The 19,258-nt window shown below is 42.1% G+C and carries 8 protein-coding genes; 6 read left to right on the top strand and 2 right to left on the bottom strand.

Features of this window, described 5'->3' with window-relative positions; all coding sequences use genetic code 11:
- Window positions 1-488 precede the first annotated feature (488 nt).
- The 3 genes from V7L20_RS06610 (at window position 489) to V7L20_RS06600 (ending at window position 7,850) form a co-directional block, all read left to right on the top strand.
- Window positions 489-4,271, top strand: coding sequence for a HAMP domain-containing hybrid sensor histidine kinase/response regulator (locus V7L20_RS06610; RefSeq protein WP_334743296.1), 3,783 nt, complete (start codon window positions 489-491; stop codon window positions 4,269-4,271).
- Entirely contained in the window at window positions 4,268-6,103 is a 1,836-nt protein-coding gene (locus V7L20_RS06605; RefSeq protein ID WP_334743295.1) for a two-component system response regulator, read from the top strand. The genes V7L20_RS06610 and V7L20_RS06605 overlap by 4 nt, the downstream gene beginning before the upstream one ends.
- 418 nt (window positions 6,104-6,521) lie before the next feature.
- Complete coding sequence (locus tag V7L20_RS06600; RefSeq protein WP_334743294.1) at window positions 6,522-7,850, top strand: sensor histidine kinase; 1,329 nt, start codon at window positions 6,522-6,524, stop codon at window positions 7,848-7,850.
- A gap of 59 nt (window positions 7,851-7,909) precedes the next feature.
- Here V7L20_RS06600 and V7L20_RS06595 read toward each other — a convergent pair whose 3' ends face one another.
- Window positions 7,910-9,538 carry a hybrid sensor histidine kinase/response regulator gene (locus V7L20_RS06595; protein ID WP_334743293.1) on the bottom strand — a complete coding sequence of 543 codons (1,629 nt, stop codon included), beginning with the start codon at window positions 9,536-9,538 and terminating at the stop codon, window positions 7,910-7,912.
- The gene (locus V7L20_RS06590; protein ID WP_334743292.1) at window positions 9,535-14,262 is read right to left on the bottom strand and encodes a PAS domain-containing protein; all 4,728 of its coding nucleotides are present in this window, start codon (window positions 14,260-14,262) and stop codon (window positions 9,535-9,537) included. Before V7L20_RS06590 ends, V7L20_RS06595 begins: the two co-directional genes overlap by 4 nt.
- A 261-nt stretch (window positions 14,263-14,523) precedes the next feature.
- Between V7L20_RS06590 and ldpA the strand changes: the two genes are divergently transcribed.
- From ldpA to V7L20_RS06575, 3 genes are all read left to right on the top strand, one after another.
- A complete protein-coding gene (gene ldpA, locus V7L20_RS06585; RefSeq protein ID WP_334743291.1) occupies window positions 14,524-15,684 on the top strand; it encodes a circadian clock protein LdpA in 1,161 nt (386 codons plus the stop codon).
- 84 nt (window positions 15,685-15,768) lie between these two features.
- On the top strand, window positions 15,769-17,502 hold the full coding sequence (locus tag V7L20_RS06580; RefSeq protein ID WP_334743325.1) for a R3H domain-containing nucleic acid-binding protein: 1,734 nt from the start codon (window positions 15,769-15,771) through the stop codon (window positions 17,500-17,502).
- Window positions 17,503-17,681: 179 nt separating this feature from the next.
- Window positions 17,682-19,061 carry a glycerophosphodiester phosphodiesterase gene (locus V7L20_RS06575; protein WP_334743290.1) on the top strand — a complete coding sequence of 460 codons (1,380 nt, stop codon included), beginning with the start codon at window positions 17,682-17,684 and terminating at the stop codon, window positions 19,059-19,061.
- Window positions 19,062-19,258 lie beyond the last annotated feature (197 nt).

Genomic DNA, 19,258 nt, shown 5'->3' with positions numbered 1-19,258 from the left:
CTGCGGTCAATACAAGGGGAGCAGGGAGCAGGGGGAAAAGAGTTTAAGCCTTATTTACTTTTCTTTACACAGTTTTGTTTTATTACACCGACTTACTTAGGTTAAAAATTAAATTTAGGATTAGGTACTAATGACGACCTGAATTTTAAAATGGCATACTGTAGCTTATCGGTTAAATTTTATTTCATCCGAGAAAATCTGATAAAACTGAGTAAATTTAGGTGCGATGTCTACGACGGGCTATGACGTTCGTTGGCGTAGCGTGCCGTAGGCAAGACTCGCTATGGGCGTCGCTAAATCTGAAAATTAGACCTTAGAGGAATTTAGCCAGTCAAAAAAGTAGAAAATAAATTTTTGTATTTTTTTATACTAACTACTTAAAATTTATGTCATAGTAAATGCATAATATGCCGTAATTATCCTGATATAAAATGTAGCTGATATGGCAAAAATACCCCTAATCTATGCTGGGGAAGAATTAAACAACAATGTTATCCAAACTTCAGCCTATCAAATCTATTAATCGCTTAGTTGGCAAAGTTTATGCCAATATGCCTCTAAGGTATGTTCTGATTGTGCCCTTTATATTGCAAATTTGTGGCGCGGTGGGACTTGTGGGCTATCTTTCGTATCAAAATGGTCAAAAAGCGGTAATGGAGCTTGCTACTCAATTAGAAAATGAAATCTGCGCTCGCATTGAACAGCATCTTGATAGCTATTTAACAACCCCGAAGCAAATCAATCAAATCAACTTAGATGCGATTGAGCTAGATTTGCTTAACCTTTCGGATTTTCAAACCATCGGCAATTACTTTTGGAAACAAATGCAAGTTTTTAATGTTGGCTACAACAGCTTTGCCAATCCTAAAGGTGAATTTATCGGTGTTGAACGTCTAGATAATGGCAACCTCTTGATTAATGAAGTTAACGAAAAGCATGGTATAGGCAAACTTTATATTTACCCTACAGACAACCAAGGAAATCGCCGCCAGCTTCAGCAAATTAAAAATTACGATCCTCGCCTAGAAGCTTGGTATGCAGATCCAGTCAAGTTAGACAAACGAGTTTGGAGTCAAATTTATCAATGGGAAGATAAACCAGAAATTATATCCATATCTTCCAGCTATCCTGTTTACAATAAAAATCACAAATTTGTTGGGGTAATTAGTGTTGATTTGCTATTATCACAAATCGGCAAATTTTTAGCCAATTTAAAGATTAATGATTTGGGTAAAACTTTTATTTTAGAGCGTTCTGGGTTAATAGTGGCTTCTTCTACTAGCGATCCACCATATACCGTCATTAATGGTAAAGGAAAACGTCTATCAGCATTAGATAGTCAAAATTCTTTAATTAGACTCACAACCCAGTCTTTGATCAAACGCTTTGGCAGTCTTAAGTTTGTTGGAAAAAAGCAACAGCTAAGTTTTACCGCCGATGGAATGCGTTATTTTGTGCAAGTAAAAAACTGGAAGGATGAACTGGGTTTAGATTGGCTAATTGTGGCGGTGATTCCCGAAGGCGAATTTATGGAGCAAATTAACGTCAACACCCGCATCACTATTTTGCTGTGTATGGTTGCTTTTTTAGTTGCGACAATAATTGGGATTTTGACTGCTCGCTGGGTAATTAAACCGATTTTACAATTAAACACATCAGCGAAGAAAATTGCTAAAGGTGAATGGGAGCAAATACCAGAAATTCAGCGTTCTGATGAATTGGGGGAACTAGCCAAGTCATTTGAAACTATGGCAAAGCAACTCCAAGTATCGTTCAATACTTTGTCAGCAAAGAATACTCAGATGCAAGTCTTAAATGAGGCGCTATCTCACAGTCAGAGTCGGCTAACTCAATTTTTAGAAGCCATGCCGATAGGTGTATTTATTATAAATGCTGAAGGTGAACCTTATTACACAAATAAAATTGGGCAGCAAATTCTTGGTCAAGGAGCGATCGCAAAAGTTAGCGCCGAACAATTATCAGAGGTATATCAAGCTTACCTTGCTGGGACAGATCAACTTTACCCCAGCGATCGCCAGCCGATATTGAGAGCATTGCTTGGGGAAAGCACCAGGATTGATAATATGGAAATTCGCCATTTTGACAAGATTATTCCTATTGAAGTTTTGGGAAAGGCAATTTATGATGAATCAGGAAATCTTGCTTTTGCGATCACTACATTTTTTGATATTACCCAACGCAAACAAGCAGAAAACTTATTAGCAGAATACAATCGTACCCTAGAGGCTCAAGTAAAAAAACGTACTGAAGAGTTCCAACAAGCGATCAAGCAACTGCAAATCACCCAACAAGAACTGATTCAATCGCAAAAAATTGCCGCACAAGAACAACAAGCAGCCATTCGGGAAGCGGCACGAAGCGCGGCCGCCAACCTTGCCAAAAGCGAATTCCTTGCTAATATGAGCCACGAACTGCGTACCCCACTCAATGCCATTCTTGGTTTTAGCCAAGTTATGAGCCGAGATTATTCGCTATCTAGCGAACATCAAGAAAACTTGGCAATTATTAATCGTGCTGGCGAACATCTACTTAACTTAATTAACGACATTCTAGAAATGTCTAAAATCGAAGCTGGCAGAATCACATTAAATAAGAGCAGCTTTGACTTAATTCATGTATTGAAGAAGTTAGAAGAGATGCAACACGCAAGTGCTGCATCTAAAAATTTAGAACTAGTGTTTGAATATGCACAAAATATTCCTAAGTACATAGAAACGGATGAAAATAAACTGTGTCAAGTCTTGCTCAACCTGTTGGGAAATGCCATTAAATTTACTAATACTGGGAGGGTAACACTAAAGGTGAGACTAGGGGCTGGGGACACTTCTGTTCGAGACGCTTTGCCAACGACAAGCTCAGTGCATCGCTGGGGACACTTATCTTCTCTACGAGAGGCTGCGCCAACGAGACGCTTTGCCAACGACAAGCTCAGTGCATCGCTGGGGACTAGAGAGAGCGAGGAAAGAGAGAATTTTTCGTTTTTACCCTTACCTGATGCTTCCTACCCCTCTGCTTCTTCAGCCCAATCCCCAATCTTTAATCCCCAATCCCTAATCTTCGAGATACAAGACACTGGCTGCGGTATTGCCCCACAAGAAATTGACTTGTTGTTTGAAGCTTTTGAGCAAACCGAAATCGGCAGAAAATCCCAACAAGGGACGGGACTGGGTTTGGCGATTAGCCGAAAATACGTGCAACTGATGGGAGGAGATATTACTGTCGACAGTATACCTGGTGTCGGTAGTAGATTTACCTTTGATATTCAGATTGCTCTAGCTTGCCCTAGAGAAATCCCGACAAACCAAATTAAATCCCAAATTCTAGCTTTAGCACCTACTGAGAAAGCATACCGTATCTTAGTAGTTGACGACTCCAAAGAAAGTCGGTTATTGCTAGTTAAAATACTCACATCTGTTGGCTTTGAAGTCATGGAAGCTACAGATGGTAGTGAAGCAGTTGCTAGTTGGGAATCTTGGCAACCACACTTGATTTTTATGGATATGCGAATGCCGGTCATAGACGGTTACGAAGCGACAACAATAATTAAAGCTAACCAAAGAGGGTATGGGGCAACCAATGCGTTGCGAAAGTTCCCAAACTCGGAACAGCTGCTGTCGTCAGGGAGCCAGTACCTTGCGCCCGAGTTCCCTGATTCCGACGAGTGCGAAGTTCTGAAAGTTGTACCCCTATTAAAAAGCCAGCTAGGTGCAGCGTCTCCCACACCAGAAGCAACTGGTGTCATAGGAAATGATGCCTCCACAAAGCAATCGCCAACAGCCCTGGCTGCCCCTTGTGACTTCTCTGAGACACCAGAGCAGAGTTTCTCCAATACACACACGATCATTATTGCCCTAACTGCTAGCGCCTTTGAAGAAGAACGCCAGAAAATTTTATCTATTGGCTGCGATGATTTTATTCGCAAGCCATTCACACAAGAAGTATTATTGGAAAAACTGAGCCAACATCTAGGTGTAAAGTATACCAACCAAATAAAAACCACAAACACAACAGTTGTTGATCAACCTACACAGTTCAGTGTTACCGAACTCCTGAGTCGTTTATCACAAATGTCACCTGAATGGCTCCAACAGATTTACTATGCCGCAGCTAGCTGTAGCGATGAACTGATTTTAGAGTTACTCAAGCAAATTCCATCAGATAATAGTCAAGTTTTCAAAGTTCTCAGGGATTTAGCGAATAACTACCAGTTTGAGAAAATCATGGAATTGACTAAAACAAACGTAGAATGAATTACGAGCATTTAGACCCTAAGAAAAAAGATATTTTGATCATTGACGATATGGCGGATAACCTCCGGGTTTTATCCTCCATATTGACAAGGGAAGGGTATAACGTTCGTAAAGCCTTGAACTGGCAAATGGCACAGACCGCAACTCAGACAGTATTACCGGATTTGATTCTACTCGATATTATGATGCCAGAAGTAGATGGCTATGAAGTTTGTCAGACTTTAAAAGCTTGGGAGTTAACAGCCGATATTCCGGTGATTTTTATTAGCGCTTTAGATGATGTTTTTGACAAAGTTAAAGCCTTTAGGGTAGGTGGCGTAGACTACATTACCAAACCTTTTGAGTTCCAAGAAGTTTTAGTGCGCGTGCAAAATCAACTGGCATTGAGGTCAGCACGCTTAGAAATATTAAAGCTAAATGTCGAATTGGAAGATCGAGTAAAACAGCGAACTGGGGAGCTAGAAAAAACTCTCCAAAAACTCCAAGAAGAAATCAATTCCCGCCAAAAATTGCAAAGTCAACTGTTAGACATAGCGCTGCATGATTCTCTGACTGGATTACCAAACCGAGTTTTGTTTATTAGACGATTAGAAAATGCTTTAAATCGGACCAAGCAAGAATCTAATTATCAGTTTGCTCTGCTTTTTTTGGACTGCGATCGCTTCAAAGTTATCAATGATTCCCTTGGACATCTGGTGGGAGATGAATTGCTCATAGCAATCGCTCACCGCCTACAAGCATGTCTGATACCTATTCATACTCTAGCACGATTAGGCGGTGACGAATTTGGAATTCTCCTAGAAAATATCACAGATATCAATATGGCCATTCAAGTCGCCGAACAGATTCTGCAACAGCTATCACTTACTTTTAAGCTGTCCAGATATGAAGTATTTATGAATGTCAGTATTGGGATTAGTTGGGGTAATAAAGATTACGACCGCCCAGAGTATTTACTACGGGATGCTGATACAGCAATGTATCGGGCCAAGGCTCAAGGAAGAGCCAAATATCACGTTTTCAATCCAGCGATGCATCAAGAAGCCATTCAGCTTTTAGAGTTAGAAAATGATCTGCGAAGGGCTGTTGAAAGACAAGAATTCCTGGTTTATTATCAGCCAATTATTTCCCTGACTACAGGCAGAATTTCTGGATTTGAAGCCTTGGTACGCTGGCAACATCCGATTCGCGGTCTGGTTTCTCCTATAGAATTTATTCCTGTGGCAGAAGAAACAGGTTTAATTAATGCTATCAATACTTGGATATTACAGTCAGCTTGTCATCAACTGAGCATCTGGCAACATTACCCAGTGACACCAGAACCTCTAACTATGAGTGTCAATTTGAGCGCCCGGTTATTTTTACAGCCTAATTTAATAGAGCAAATTGACCGAATAATTTATGAAACTAAAATAAATCCTGCATACTTAGAATTAGAAATTACCGAAAGTGTAATTATGGAAAATACTCATGCAATTAAAATAATTATTGAACAACTAAAAGAGCGGAAAATAAAGTTAATTATGGATGATTTTGGTACAGGATATTCCTCTTTGAGTTACTTACATAACTTTCCTTTTAATGCACTCAAAATTGATAAATCTTTCGTTAAACGGATGCAGGAAAACAAAGAGAATATGGGACTAGTACCAGCAATGATTGGCATTGCCAACTCAATGGGAATGAGTGCGATCGCTGAAGGTGTCGAAACACAAGAACAACTAGTCCAATTGAGAAGTTTAAACTGTAATTTTGCTCAAGGATATCTTTTTTCTCAACCCATAGCACAACAATTTGTTATTAAATTACTTGCTAAATCACCTCAATGGTAACTATCAAATAATACCTGGCAAAATTTTATTGTTGACGCTTGGCTAGATAATCTGGTTGTATTATCTACTATACTGCTATAAGCGAGCTATCAAGTTCGCAAAGTTCCTAATTGACTAATCGCTGTGGTAGCCTATAGAACTTTCCAAGCACTGTGGGAGTTAGACTATAAATACAAGTATTTCAGTGAAATTGATATAGCGGTTCCCAATTGTATAGAATACAGACCTAACCCCCAGCCCCTTCCCTTGAAGGGAAGGGGAGTAAGATTCAAAGCCTCTCTCCTTTTAGGAGAGAGGAATGGAAGTGAGGTAAAAACTGTACTGCACCCAAGCGAGAACCGCTATAAAAAATTTTCAGGATTATTTAAAATAAGTATTTACTATTCTTAATTTTTACAAAAATAGCTTTTAATACATAATGCATTTAAATCCAACTAACCATTATAAAAGAAATGTTTTAGTGGTCGATGATACCCCAGATAATTTGCGGCTTTTATCGGCAATGTTGACTGCACGAGGTTTTGAAGTTCGCAAAGCCTTAAATGGAAAAATAGCACTGACTGCTTGCCAAATGGTTTTGCCAGATGTGATTTTGCTGGATATCAATATGCCAGATATGGATGGCTATCAAGTTTGTCAACAATTGAAAGCTGACAAGAAAACTTGTGAAGTCCCAGTAATTTTTATTAGCGCACTAGATGATGTTCTAGATAAGGTAAAAGCCTTTGATGTTGGTGGTGTAGATTATATTGCAAAACCTTTTCATGGGGCAGAGGTTGTGTTGCGAATTGAAAATCAGATTAATTTACGTTTACTTCAAGTTAAACTGCAAGAACAAAACTTTTTACTCCAACAGGCTCTTGATGACTTGAAAACCTCTCAAGTTAAACAGATTCAGAACGAAAAGATGGTGGCGTTAGGACACTTAGTGGCTGGGCTTGCTCATGAGATTAATAACCCTATCAATTTTATTTATGGGAATCTCCAATATGCTGGTCAATATGTGAAAGACCTAGTGAGTCTGATTGAGGCTTATCAAGAGGAATATCCTAAAGCAACACCAAAAATTCAGCAAATAGCCAAAGATATAGACCTGAATTTTCTGCTTAGGGATCTGCAAAACCTTATAGGTGCAATGTATAGAGGATCTGATCGCATTCAGGAAATTGTACTAGCGCTACAACACTTTTCTCGCCATGATGAAGCAGAGATGAAGCGGGTAAATATCCATGAAGACATAGAAAATACTTTAGTAATGTTACAACATAGACTCAGGAAAACAGCAGACCGTCCTGCAATTGTTGTAGTGAAAAATTATGGTAATTTGCCCCTAGTCACTTGCTATGCGAGTGAATTAAACCAAGTATTTATGCATCTGTTGAATAATGCTATTGATGCAATAGAAGAGGGATTGGAAAATGGGGAGTGGGGAGTGAGGAAGCCATCTTCTACTCCCTACTCTCTACTCCCTACTCCCCAAATTTGTGTTCACACAGAAGTGACAGACTTGAATATGGTCAAAATTGCGATCGCAGATAATGGCCCTGGTATTGAAGAGTCGTTGCGATCGCGTTTATTTGACCCATTTTTTACTACAAAACCTGTGGGTAAAGGTAGTGGACTAGGATTATCTATTAGCTATCAAATTATTGTCCAAAAACACCGAGGAAATATTACCTGTACTTCTTCTATTGGGCAAGGAGCAGAGTTTGCGATCGAAATTCCCATTGAGCAAAAAGAGCCTTAGCCAATAGCGAACTTGGTAAGCCTTGAGTTTAACTGTTGATCAACCTATTGTGTCACTAATCACTCTGACAAGCTCAACGGCAGTTGAACTGTGAACGTTGTCCAGCCCTGAGAACTGGTAACTTCAATTGTGCCTTGGAGATATTCTACTAACTTCTTCAATAATGCTAAACCTAATCCTGTACCGCCATGTTGCCAGCGATCGCTTTGAGGAATTCGGTAAAACGGCTCAAAGATTCGAGATTGTTCTTTGTTAGGGATTATTACCCCAGAATTGCTAATTGTAATTTGCAAGTAAGATTGAATATTATCTAATACACCAGATTCAGCATCTTTATTTATTAAGCTTTTTGTGGTATTGATTACCCAAACATTTACTCTAATCTGTTCATCAGGCGGAGTAAATTTACAAGCATTGTTGAGTAACTCTGAAACAATTTCGGTCAAGCTAGCCAAGTCAGTAATTAAAGGTGGTAAATTTGGAGGAATGCTAAGTTGCAAAGTCTGTTGCCTAACTCCAGCCCGTTCCTCAAAATACTCGGCAACGTGAGGCAGCCAGGTTTGGAGTTGAATTGAAGTTAATTCCAATGGATAGACATCTGCATCAATCATTCGCATATATAGCAAATTGTCTACTAAATCTAGTTCTTGTTCGCACTGTTCACGCAGGATAGTTAAATAGCGGGCAACAGATTCAGATGGAGAAGGTGTGCTTGAATTTAAGATGCCCTGCCGATCAAGAAGATTTTCTAGGGTGGAGATGGCCATTTTGATATTTGACAAGGGCGTTCGCATTTCATGAGAAATAGTTGCGAGAAAATCCTCTTTCAAGTGGTTTAGCCGTTGGAGTTCTGCCACTTGAATTTCTAGTTGTTGGGCACGTTCAGTTGCAATATTTCGTTCTTCATTTAGCCTTCTTTGTGTGTCATCCCGAAAAACTAGTACTGCTCCTGTAATTACACCACTATTATTTCTCAAGGGAGTAGCACTATCAGCTACTGGTATAGTTGTCCCGTCTCTAGCAACTAGTAAGATGCGACTGCCTAGATAGATAGTAGTTTCTTGTTGCAGGGCTGCGATAATTGAATTTTGGGTAGGGATTTGAGTTTGTTCATCAATGAGCTTGAACACATCGGTTAACATTCGTCCCTTGGCTTCATTCCATCGCCACCCTGTCAATGCTTCAGCGACCTGATTTAGGTACTTGATGCTTAACTGAAGATCGACTACAATCACCCCGTCCCCCATTCCTTGAAGGATAGAACTCAAAAATTGCTCGCGATCATAGCGATTGAGTGCTGTTTGAATGGCAACGTAGAGTTCTTGCTCCTTGATTGGTTTGAGAATATATCCAAAGGGGGATGTTAGCGTTGCCCGCTCTACAGTACTTTTATCGGAGTGTCCTGTGACATAGATAGCAGGAATTTGTAAATTATCCCAAATTTGCTCTGCTGCTTGGATACCATCCATTTCACCCCGTAACCTGATATCCATTAAAATCAAGTTTGGGCTTAATTCACTTGCTTTTGCAATTGCCCCTTGTGCTGTATCGGCTATATCTAAAACAGTGTATCCCAGAGACTCTAAAGTTTCTTGCAAATTGATTGCCAGAATATATTCATCTTCAACAACAAGGATTCTAACCGTCTCTTTTGTATGTAAATTTGATGGGATGCCAATCGTTTTCATACCCGGCTTTTTGTAAAAGTAATTTTGAACTGTGTTCCCTCGTGAGAGTCAATTTCGAGCTTTCCCCTTAGTTGCTTGACTAAACCTTGGACAAGGGTTATGCCGAGTGTTTTAGCTTTCTTGCTATCAAAATTTTCAGGTAAACCAATACCATTATCTACAATAATGAGTGCCAAAGTAGACTGGGATTCTTGATAAAATTTAACCTCAATTTCCCCTCTACGATTACCAACAAAAGCGTATTTCAAAGCATTGGAAACCAATTCATTAATAATTAAGCCACAAGGAATGGCGGTTTCGATTTCAAGGCTAGCATTATCAACTTGAATCTTCAGTTGAATTTGGCTATAACTGACGTTATAGGAATCAAATAAATGAGTTGTTAAATCTGGGATGTATTGAGCAAAATCAATATCAGCAAGGTCTTCAGAGCGGTATAACTTTTCATGAACTAAGGCAATGGAGGCAATGCGGTTTTGACTATCGCGCAAAATTGCAGTTACCAGAGGATCTTGTGTACGTCTGCACTGCATTTGCAGCAAACTACTGACAATTCCTAAATTGTTTTTCACCCGATGGTGAATTTCTTTAAGTAATACCTCCTTTTCTTTTAAAGAGGCTTTGATTTTTTCCTCTGCTTGCTTATGCTCACTGATATCTTGTTGGACAGCCACAATAACGCTTCCATACTCAGGATGCTCAAAAATCGAAGCGTTCGCCCTACACCAGAACGGAGTGCCATCTTTCTTAACACTATGGATTTCATAAGTGGCCTCACCGTGTTGCAAGACAGCAGTCCTAATCGCCTGGTTAACTTCTTCAGGTGTATTATGTTTGTCACCGTAGTTGATAATCGATACATGCTGACCGATTAATTCACCAGATTCATAGCCAAACATCTGCTCAAATTTAGGATTGGCGTAGACAAACACGCCATCTGTGGCACGAACTAGGTAAATTCCCTCTGCCATATTGCAGGCGATCACTGCTTGCAGTTCTAACATTTGTTCAGCGCGTTTGCGATCGCTGATTTCAACTACAACAACGCCTATACTAATGGGTTCATCGGCTTCAGACTGAATCGGAAAGTAGGAAGCTAGCCAAGTCCTGATTACACCTGGGAATTTTGGGGTTTCTCCACTGATTTCCAAATCCAAAATCGATTCACCCGTTCTCAAAACATGTTGAAAGATTTGCTCCTGCTTTGATGCCACATCAGGGACAATTTCCCACGGTGTCTTGCCAATATGCGTGGCTACGGGAATACCATTAATTTTTGCTAATCCTTCATTAATCAATGAGTAACGCAGTTCCTGATCCAGAATGGTTATACCAACAGGTGCGTTATTGATGAAAGTATCCAATAACTTTTGCTTGTGAGCCAGTTCTCGCTCTAAAATCTTGCGTTCTGTGATATCTATCGCCACCCTACCCACTAGCTTTTGTGCAGACAATCCCAGAATCGGGAACTTATATACTAAGAACTCTCCAAGGGTGTTATCTGGTCGGGAAGCAACTTCGATCGCCTCAATCACCTGATTTGTCTGTATAACTGTCTGAATGCGATCAAAATGCTGCCGAGCAATTTCATCTGGGTAGAGATCAAAAATGGATCGTCCAATCACCTGTTCGGGTAGTAATTTAAATGTCCGCAGGTATGTTTGGTTTAAATAAAGTACACGCCCGTCCGGATCAGTGATCCAAGCTAGCACGGGGCTATTGTTCATAAATGCCTGGAACCGGGCTTCACTTTCTTGCAAGGCTGCTTCTGCTTGCTTGCGATCGCTGATATCAATAATTATCCCTAACATCCGAACAGGTTCGCCTGCTTCGTTGTAAATGCCGCGCCCTTTCCCAATCAGCCAGTGAACCCTGCCATTGGGATAAATCACTCGATATTCACCTTGAAAATTAGTATGTTGTGCTAGGGCATTTAATACAGCTTGTTCAATTCGGTCAACATCCTCTGGATGAACACAATCTCGCCATCGCTGATAGCTGGCTGTTAATGTTTCTGGCTCTAAACCTAACAAACGAAAATGGTTGTCGTTCCAGATAACTTCATTTGTTTTAACATTCCAATCCCAGATACCGATGTAGTTAAATTCTAACGTTAGTCTCAGTTGTTCTTCACTTCTGGCTAGGGCTGCTTCGGTTTGTTTGCGTAAGCAAAGTTCGTCGTAGACATCGCTGATATCCCGATGAGTACCAGTCATCCGCAAAGGGTTACCCTGTTCATCTCGCATTACAACTTTGCCATAGTTGGCAATCCATTTATATTCACCCGATTTAGTTCGGAGTCGATAGTCAAATTTGTAGGGTACTGAATTATCCTTTAAGTGATCTGCCAAGATTTTCTCAATCCAAGGCAGATCGTCTGGATGAACTAATGGCTTCCAGGTACTAAAATCCTGTGGAAGTTCATCGTAACTGTATCCAAGCATTTCTAAATAGCGAGGGCTGTAATATACCTCTCCAGTGAGAATATTCCAGTCCCACAAACCATCCCCAGAAGCCTCTAATGCTAATTGTAATCTCTCTTCACTTTGTTGGAGTTTTTCCTCAGCTTGTTTGCGTTCGCTAATGTCCCCAAGTGAACCGACCAATCGAACTGGATTTCCTTGCTGATTCCAGATAGCTTTGGCCCGCGCTCGCACCCAGCGATAACTGCCATCTTTGCACCGCAGACGATACTCAACGTTATAGTCTGCAACTTGCTGGAGCAAATAAGCCTCTTGTGCAGCCATAACTCTGGTATAATCATCAGGATGAATGCGAATACTCCACTCATCATCGCAATTGCTAATTTCGTTAGGTTTATATCCCAAAATTGTGAACCAACGCTCAGACCGGAAGGTTTGATTAGTAGATATGTCCCAATCCCAAATTGCTTCATTAGTACCTGCGATCGCTAATTGCCAACGTTCCTCACTTTGGCGCAATGTTTCTTCAGCTTTTTGGCGATCACGCAATGCAACTTCCCGTCCAGTGACATCTTGGGCAGTACCATAAAGGCGGATTACCTGTCCATCGGCGTTGAATTCTGCATGTCCAATGCCCTCGAAGTAGCGATTATAACCATTTAGTTGGGGTACACGGAGAATTTCTTTGTAGGACTCACCCGTGCTGATCGCTCGCTTAACAACTTGGTGCAATTTCTCTCGATCTTCAGGGTGATACAATTGCAGATTTTCCTCATAGTTCAACTCAACAAGTGTCGGTTCTCGATTGAAGAGGTCGAAAAGCCCCTTCGACCAGGTAATTTTGCCACTACCAAGTTCAAACTCCCAATTACCAAGACCAGCAACTCGCTGGGATTCTTCTAGCAAGGCTTGACTTTTGCGTAGTGTTTCTTCACTGTGCTTGAGATCGGTGACATCTACCACCAGTCCATCCCAAGCCACACGCCCATCTTTCAATTGACGTGGCGTAGAACGAAAATGGAACCATTTGAGTTGATCACTGGGCGTTCGGATTCGCAGTTGAATATCAAATACAGATAGATTTAGGGCGGACTCTGCAACGGCTGTTTGTAGGCGGGGGATATCCTCTGAGATAAACTGGCGATAAAGCAGAGATGAATCTCTGAGTGCATCTTCTACCTTGACTTCCATTAGTTTTTCAATTCCCCCACTCAGGTAGTCAAAGCGATCGCTACCATCCAATTCCCGGATCACCCGATAAACCGCGCCATTAGGCAGATTATCTCCAATTAAGTACAACATCACTTTACGCTCATACAAGGCGAGTTCTGTTGCTTTGCGTTCAGTGATATCTCGTCCTTCTGGAATCAACAAAACAACTTGGCCCATCTCGTTTTGCAACGGGCGCAGTGAAAAATCGATTGTTGCTACTCGGTTATTCGCGCCGAGAACATCTACTTCATAGCGGACAAATTCTCCTTGAGCTGCACGAGCGATCGCTTGTTTTAATTCTTCTTGAGTTTGAGGTGAAATCGTCCACCAATGTGCTTCCCAAAAAGGGCGATTAATCACATTTTCAAGCTTCAGTCCGCCAAAACTGAGCGCAGTCTGATTCGCCTCTAATAAAATACCATCTGGCGTTAGCAGTCCTGTAAATTGGAAAGTGTTATTGAAAATTGCCCGGAATCGGCGATCGCTTTCCTGTAGTGCAATAGTGCGTTCCTCCACTTTGGCTTCTAACTCAGCTTTGAGGGTTTGCAGGTTGTCGTGAAGTTGGGCTTGTTGGATAGCGATCGCTAGTTGCACCGTCAATTGGTTGAGCAATTCCACCTCAAATGTCTGCCATTGTCGCGGTGCAGAACATTGATGCACCATGAATAACCCCCACACAACTGCTGGAGTCCCTTGATTGTCTAACAAAATGGGGACAGCTAAATTCGCCTTGACCTGAAACTGTTCCAAAACTTGAATATGGCGATCGCTTAAACCCGCTTCGTAGATGTTCGTCGCTGCCCAGATTTTTCCTTGGCAGTATTCTTCCCCTTGGCTTTGCTGAAAACAGCTATCTTCAATCTCTAGTCCCAAGGTTGCTGTCCATTGGGGTAAAACCGACTCAGCTACGACTTTACCCTGCATTTGAGGAGTAAATTGATACACCAGCACGCGATCAGCCTTGAGTAACTGGCAGACTTCTTTGACACTGGTAGCAAGGATATCTTGAAACTTCAAGGACTTGCGAATATCAAGAGCGATCGCTCCAATTAACTTTTGTTGTTCCTGTAGCTGTTTTAGCTGCTGCATTAGCTGTAATTGTTAGCGTTTTAACCTACGTACAAGTACCCCATCCCCCATGCCCAATACTTCGGCTCCTTTCGACTTACTTCGACTACGTTCAGTACAAGTCGCTCAAGGCAAGTTGCAGTTCGACTGCGGTTCCATCGAGCAAAGCCGAGATGCTCACCGTAAACTCAGTACAAGTGCCCAATGCCCTGAATCAAGAAATCCGGACTTTTTATTGATCGCGGACTACTATTTTTAGTCGCATAAACGCATAATAGAATAGTGACTGATCTGTTCGCCCCTTTACAATCTCTCAAACAAGGTGACTGGTTCAAGCTAATCTGCGGAGCTAGCTTCCAGCATTTACCGGCAGTCAGAAGTTTAACGTTAGCCTATACTTTGGCGGGCGCTGACTGCATAGATGTTGCAGCTGATCCGGCCGTAATTGCAGCAGCGCAAGCAGGGGTACTTGTAGCCAAATCTCTGGCTACGGATGCCCAAAAGCGAGGCTTTAGCTACAAAGGTAACTCACCCTTTTTGATGGTAAGCCTGAACGATGGAGAAGACCCCCATTTTCGGAAAGCAGAATTTAATCCTACTGAGTGTCCTACTGAGTGTCCTAGACCCTGTGAACGGATTTGTCCGGCACAAGCAATCGTGTTTAACAATGTTGTAAAAGAAAATTTTTCGGGAGTAATATCACAAAAGTGCTATGGCTGCGGTCGTTGTATACCAGTTTGCCCTTATGGTATAATTGATACAAGTTCATATATGTCAACGCCGGGAGCGATCGCGCCATTGGTAATGTCAACGGGAGTAGATGCCGTAGAAATCCATACAAAAGTCGGGCGTTTGACAGAATTTGAGCAATTATGGCAGGCAATTTTACCGTGGGCAGATCAATTAAAGCTACTAGCTATCAGCTGTCCCGATGGCGAGGGGATGATTGACTACCTAAGAGCATTATATGACCTGATTACCCCACTCAAGAGTGCCTTAATTTGGCAAACCGATGGCCGTCCCATGAGTGGTGATATTGGCGATGGCACTACTTTAGCTGCGGTGAAATTAGGGCAAAAAGTTTTGGCAGCTAAGTTACCGGGATATGTGCAGTTAGCAGGCGGCACTAATAGTTATACCGTTGCTAAGTTAAAGGCAATGGGACTGCTCAAAGAGGCAAGGGAGCAGGGAGCAGGGAGCAAGGGGGAATTTTCTCCTCTGCCCCCTGCCCCCTGCCCCTCTGCCTCGATTTCTGGGGTCGCCTACGGTAGCTATGCCCGTGTACTGCTGTCACCAATTCTCGAACAGTTAGAGAATAAGGAGGTAAATAACACCAATGTACAAGCGAATCTTCGCCTTGAAGAAAATGACGTATTACTTTGGCAAGCTGTAAAACTTGCCCATTCTCTCGTTTCTCAGATCAAGTCACAGCAGGAGCATTAATTGCTCGTTTCGGGAAATTACCCAGAGCGGTTTCTCCTGCACGTAAATGTCCTCGCTATCTCTAAAAACGTCACCATAGAAAGCATGACGATTACAGACGATCTCCAAAAATTATTAGACATTTTGCCCCAAGACCTGCAACAATTACTAGAGAGTCATCCCAAACGAGATAGTTTAGTAGAAGTGGTCTTGGATTTGGGTCGTCGCCCAGAGGCTCGGTTTCCTAATCAAGCTGAGTATCTAAGCGAAGTACCCGTTACTCAAGAACAGATAGATGATTGTATTCAACGAGTTGGAATCTTTGGCGGAGATAATCGAGCAGGAATTGAGCAAACTTTGCATCGGATCAGTGCCATCCGCAACCGCACGGGTAAGATTATTGGCTTGACCTGTCGCGTTGGTCGAGCGGTATTCGGAACCATTGGCATGATCCGCGATTTGGTAGAAACTGGTAAATCGATTCTCATGCTGGGGCGTCCAGGCGTGGGCAAAACTACTGCCTTACGAGAAATCGCCCGTGTTTTGGCGGATGATCTGCAAAAGCGAGTAGTGATTATTGACACCTCCAACGAAATAGCTGGCGATGGTGATGTTGCTCACCCCGCCATTGGTCGCGCTCGGCGGATGCAAGTGGCTCATCCAGATCAACAGCATCAGGTGATGATTGAGGCAGTGGAAAACCACATGCCAGAAGTCATCGTCATTGATGAAATTGGTACGGAACTAGAAGCTTTAGCGGCTCGTACCATTGCAGAACGGGGTGTACAGTTGGTAGGTACTGCCCACGGAAATCAGATCGAAAATCTGATTAAAAACCCCACCCTAGCTGATTTAGTTGGGGGTATCCAAGCTGTGACGCTGGGAGACGATGAAGCTAGACGGCGAGGTTCTCAAAAAACTGTTTTGGAGCGGAAAGCGCCTCCTACCTTCGAGATTGCTGTGGAAATGTTGGAGCGTCAACGCTGGACAGTACACGAAAGTGTTGCTGACACAGTAGATAATCTGCTGCGGGGGCGTCAGCCTACCCCACAAACGAGAACCGTTGATGATCAAGGTAAAATTGCTGTTACCAGGCAGTTAGCTGTTGTCAATGGTCGCGGTGGACAGCTAGCGACAGTGGAAGAATCTTTCCCACCAGCGCGACCGTCTAATGGCTGGCGTTCATCTGGACAAATGGTAGCACTGCCGCCATTGCCTGTAGAGCGGGTAACTGGACGCAGTGAATTTGATCGTTTGCTGGATGAATCTTTCAATTATTCTGAGAGCATTGATTTTGATGCTGCTACTAGACAGCCAGGGCCGAATGGTGAAGATTTACCACTGCACGTTTACCCTTATGGCGTTAGTCGCCATCAACTAGAACAGGTAATTAGTGTGCTAACTTTGCCCGTGGTATTAACAAAAGATATAGATAGTGCTGATGCAATTTTAGCACTGCGATCGCACGTCAAAAACCACGCCAAATTACGCCAAATGGCCAAAGCCCGTCATGTACCCATCCACATGATTAAGTCCAGTACCATTCCCCAAATTACCCGTGGTTTGCGGCGGTTGCTGAACATGGACGACCCGGAAATGGCCGATGACCTAGAATTGCAACTGTTTTTGCACAATGGTAGCGATGATGAAATGGATGCCTTGGAAGAAGCGAGACTTGCTGTTGAGCAAATTGTGATTCCAAAAGGACAGCCGGTCGAGTTATTGCCACGTTCTCCCCAAGTTCGCAAAATGCAACATGAGTTGGTAGAACACTATCGTCTCAAGTCGCATAGTTTTGGTGAAGAACCAAATCGCCGCTTACGGATTTATCCGGCATAAACTCACCCCCAACCCCTCTTTGTTAGGGTTAGCCTGCCATTAGGCATAGCAGAGAGGGTAATCAGGAATAGGATTTATCCCCCAGAAGACAGGTGATTGCAGAGTTTAAACTCTCGTGAATCTTGTTTTAACCTCGAACTCTCAAACTATAAAGTTATAGATTTTCGAGGTTTGAAAATATGCTTCGTCTCAAAAGTTATGTAATATTTCTCTGCTTTTTTCTAGCATTATCTGTTTCAGTAATTCTAGGCAGTATCAATTTTGTTCACGCTATTGACTTGCACAGCCACAACCCAAACCTTCCTAAGCTAAATACTCTATACGGACAACCTCCGATAGTAATCGGTCATCGCGGCGGTGGAACTGGTTATCGTCCAGAACATACGGTGGGAGATTTTGGCCACGAGCTGATTGGTTCTCATAACTTAGGAATTGAATTTGGTGCAGACTATATTGAACCTGATTTGGTAGTAACCAAAGATGGAGTCCTGATTGTTCGCCACGAACCTCTATTGGCAACAGTGAAAACAGATAATAATGGCAATATTGTTTACGATGCTCATGGGAAACCTACTATCCAAGAAGCCACAACAAACGTTGCCGATGTTTCAGAATTTGCTAAACGTTTGACAACCAAAGTCCTTGACGGGAATCGTGTTACAGGTTGGTTTGCAGAAGACTTTACTTTAGCTGAGATTAAGCAACTGCGGGCAATCGAGCGCCTCCCAAAGATTCGCCCTCAGAATACTCAATATAATGGTGTGTTCCAAATCCCTACTTTTGATGAAGTTATTAACCTTGCCAAACGTAGCGAAGCAAAAACTGGTCGGAAAATTGGTATCTATCCCGAAACCAAGCACCCGACATATTTTGCTGAAGCTGGTAAATATTTAGATGGCACTCCGATTCATGTCAATACTTCGCAACTTCTGATTAATCAGTTGGTTGCGAACGGCTACACCAATCGCGATCGCATTTTTCTTCAATCTTTTGAAGTCTCTAATCTTAAAGAATTAAAAAATAAGATCATGCCAGCTGCTGGAGTCGATATTCCTCTGATTCAGTTAATTGATAGCAGTGGCGCTCCTTATGACTTTATTTACCACAAGGTTCCTCAAACCTACGCTGATCTAATCACTCCTAAAGGGTTGACCCAAGTTAAAACTTACGCAACAGGAATTGGTCCTGACAAACGGCTAATTGTGCCTGCCTCTGCACGATTAGATAAGCAAGGTCAACCGATTGATATTAATGGAGATGGGCAAATTAGCGATGCTGATAAGTTCCTCGAACAGCCAACTTCCTTAGTTAGTGATGCTCATAATGCTGGCTTGCTACTCCATCCTTACACCTTCCGCAGCGATTCATATTTTCTGTCCCCTGACTACCACGGGCAACCACTTCGTGAGTATGAACAGTTCATTAACTTAGGAATAGATGGCTATTTTACTGACTTTGCTAATTTTGGATACGTTGCCAAGCAAAGAGCGATACATCATCCTGTGAACCTCAAAGAATTAGAATATGGGAACTTCCAGAAATCAACTAACCCACAGTGAGGTTTATACCTCAATTACGGCAAATGACTGAGATGATGTTTGAAAAGTATTATTGCTAATACCAAAAGCTACCAAATCTAAACCCCCTACCCCCATTACCTTGTAGGGAATGGGGGTTTCAAAGCCTCTTGACCTTTCGGAGAAAGAAATAGAAGCGAGGTTTCTAGTATACTTTTAGACTTTTCAAACAACCTCTG

Source organism: Nostoc sp. (assembly GCF_036916735.1).
GTDB lineage: Bacteria > Cyanobacteriota > Cyanobacteriia > Cyanobacteriales > Nostocaceae > Nostoc.
The sequence above is the reverse complement of the archived record's forward strand: the minus strand, read 5'-3'. Positions and strand labels throughout refer to the sequence as shown.

Bases quoted from the DNA above. Each gene is read 5' to 3' on its own strand.
- V7L20_RS06610 (WP_334743296.1), top strand. From the start codon at position 489: ATGTTATCCAAACTTCAGCCTATCAAATCTATTAATCGCTTAGTTGGC.
- V7L20_RS06605 (WP_334743295.1), top strand. From the start codon at position 4,268: ATGAATTACGAGCATTTAGACCCTAAGAAAAAAGATATTTTGATCATT.
- V7L20_RS06600 (WP_334743294.1), top strand. From the start codon at position 6,522: ATGCATTTAAATCCAACTAACCATTATAAAAGAAATGTTTTAGTGGTC.
- V7L20_RS06595 (WP_334743293.1), bottom strand. From the start codon at position 9,538: ATGAAAACGATTGGCATCCCATCAAATTTACATACAAAAGAGACGGTT.
- V7L20_RS06590 (WP_334743292.1), bottom strand. From the start codon at position 14,262: ATGCAGCAGCTAAAACAGCTACAGGAACAACAAAAGTTAATTGGAGCG.
- V7L20_RS06580 (WP_334743325.1), top strand. From the start codon at position 15,769: ATGACGATTACAGACGATCTCCAAAAATTATTAGACATTTTGCCCCAA.
- V7L20_RS06575 (WP_334743290.1), top strand. From the start codon at position 17,682: ATGCTTCGTCTCAAAAGTTATGTAATATTTCTCTGCTTTTTTCTAGCA.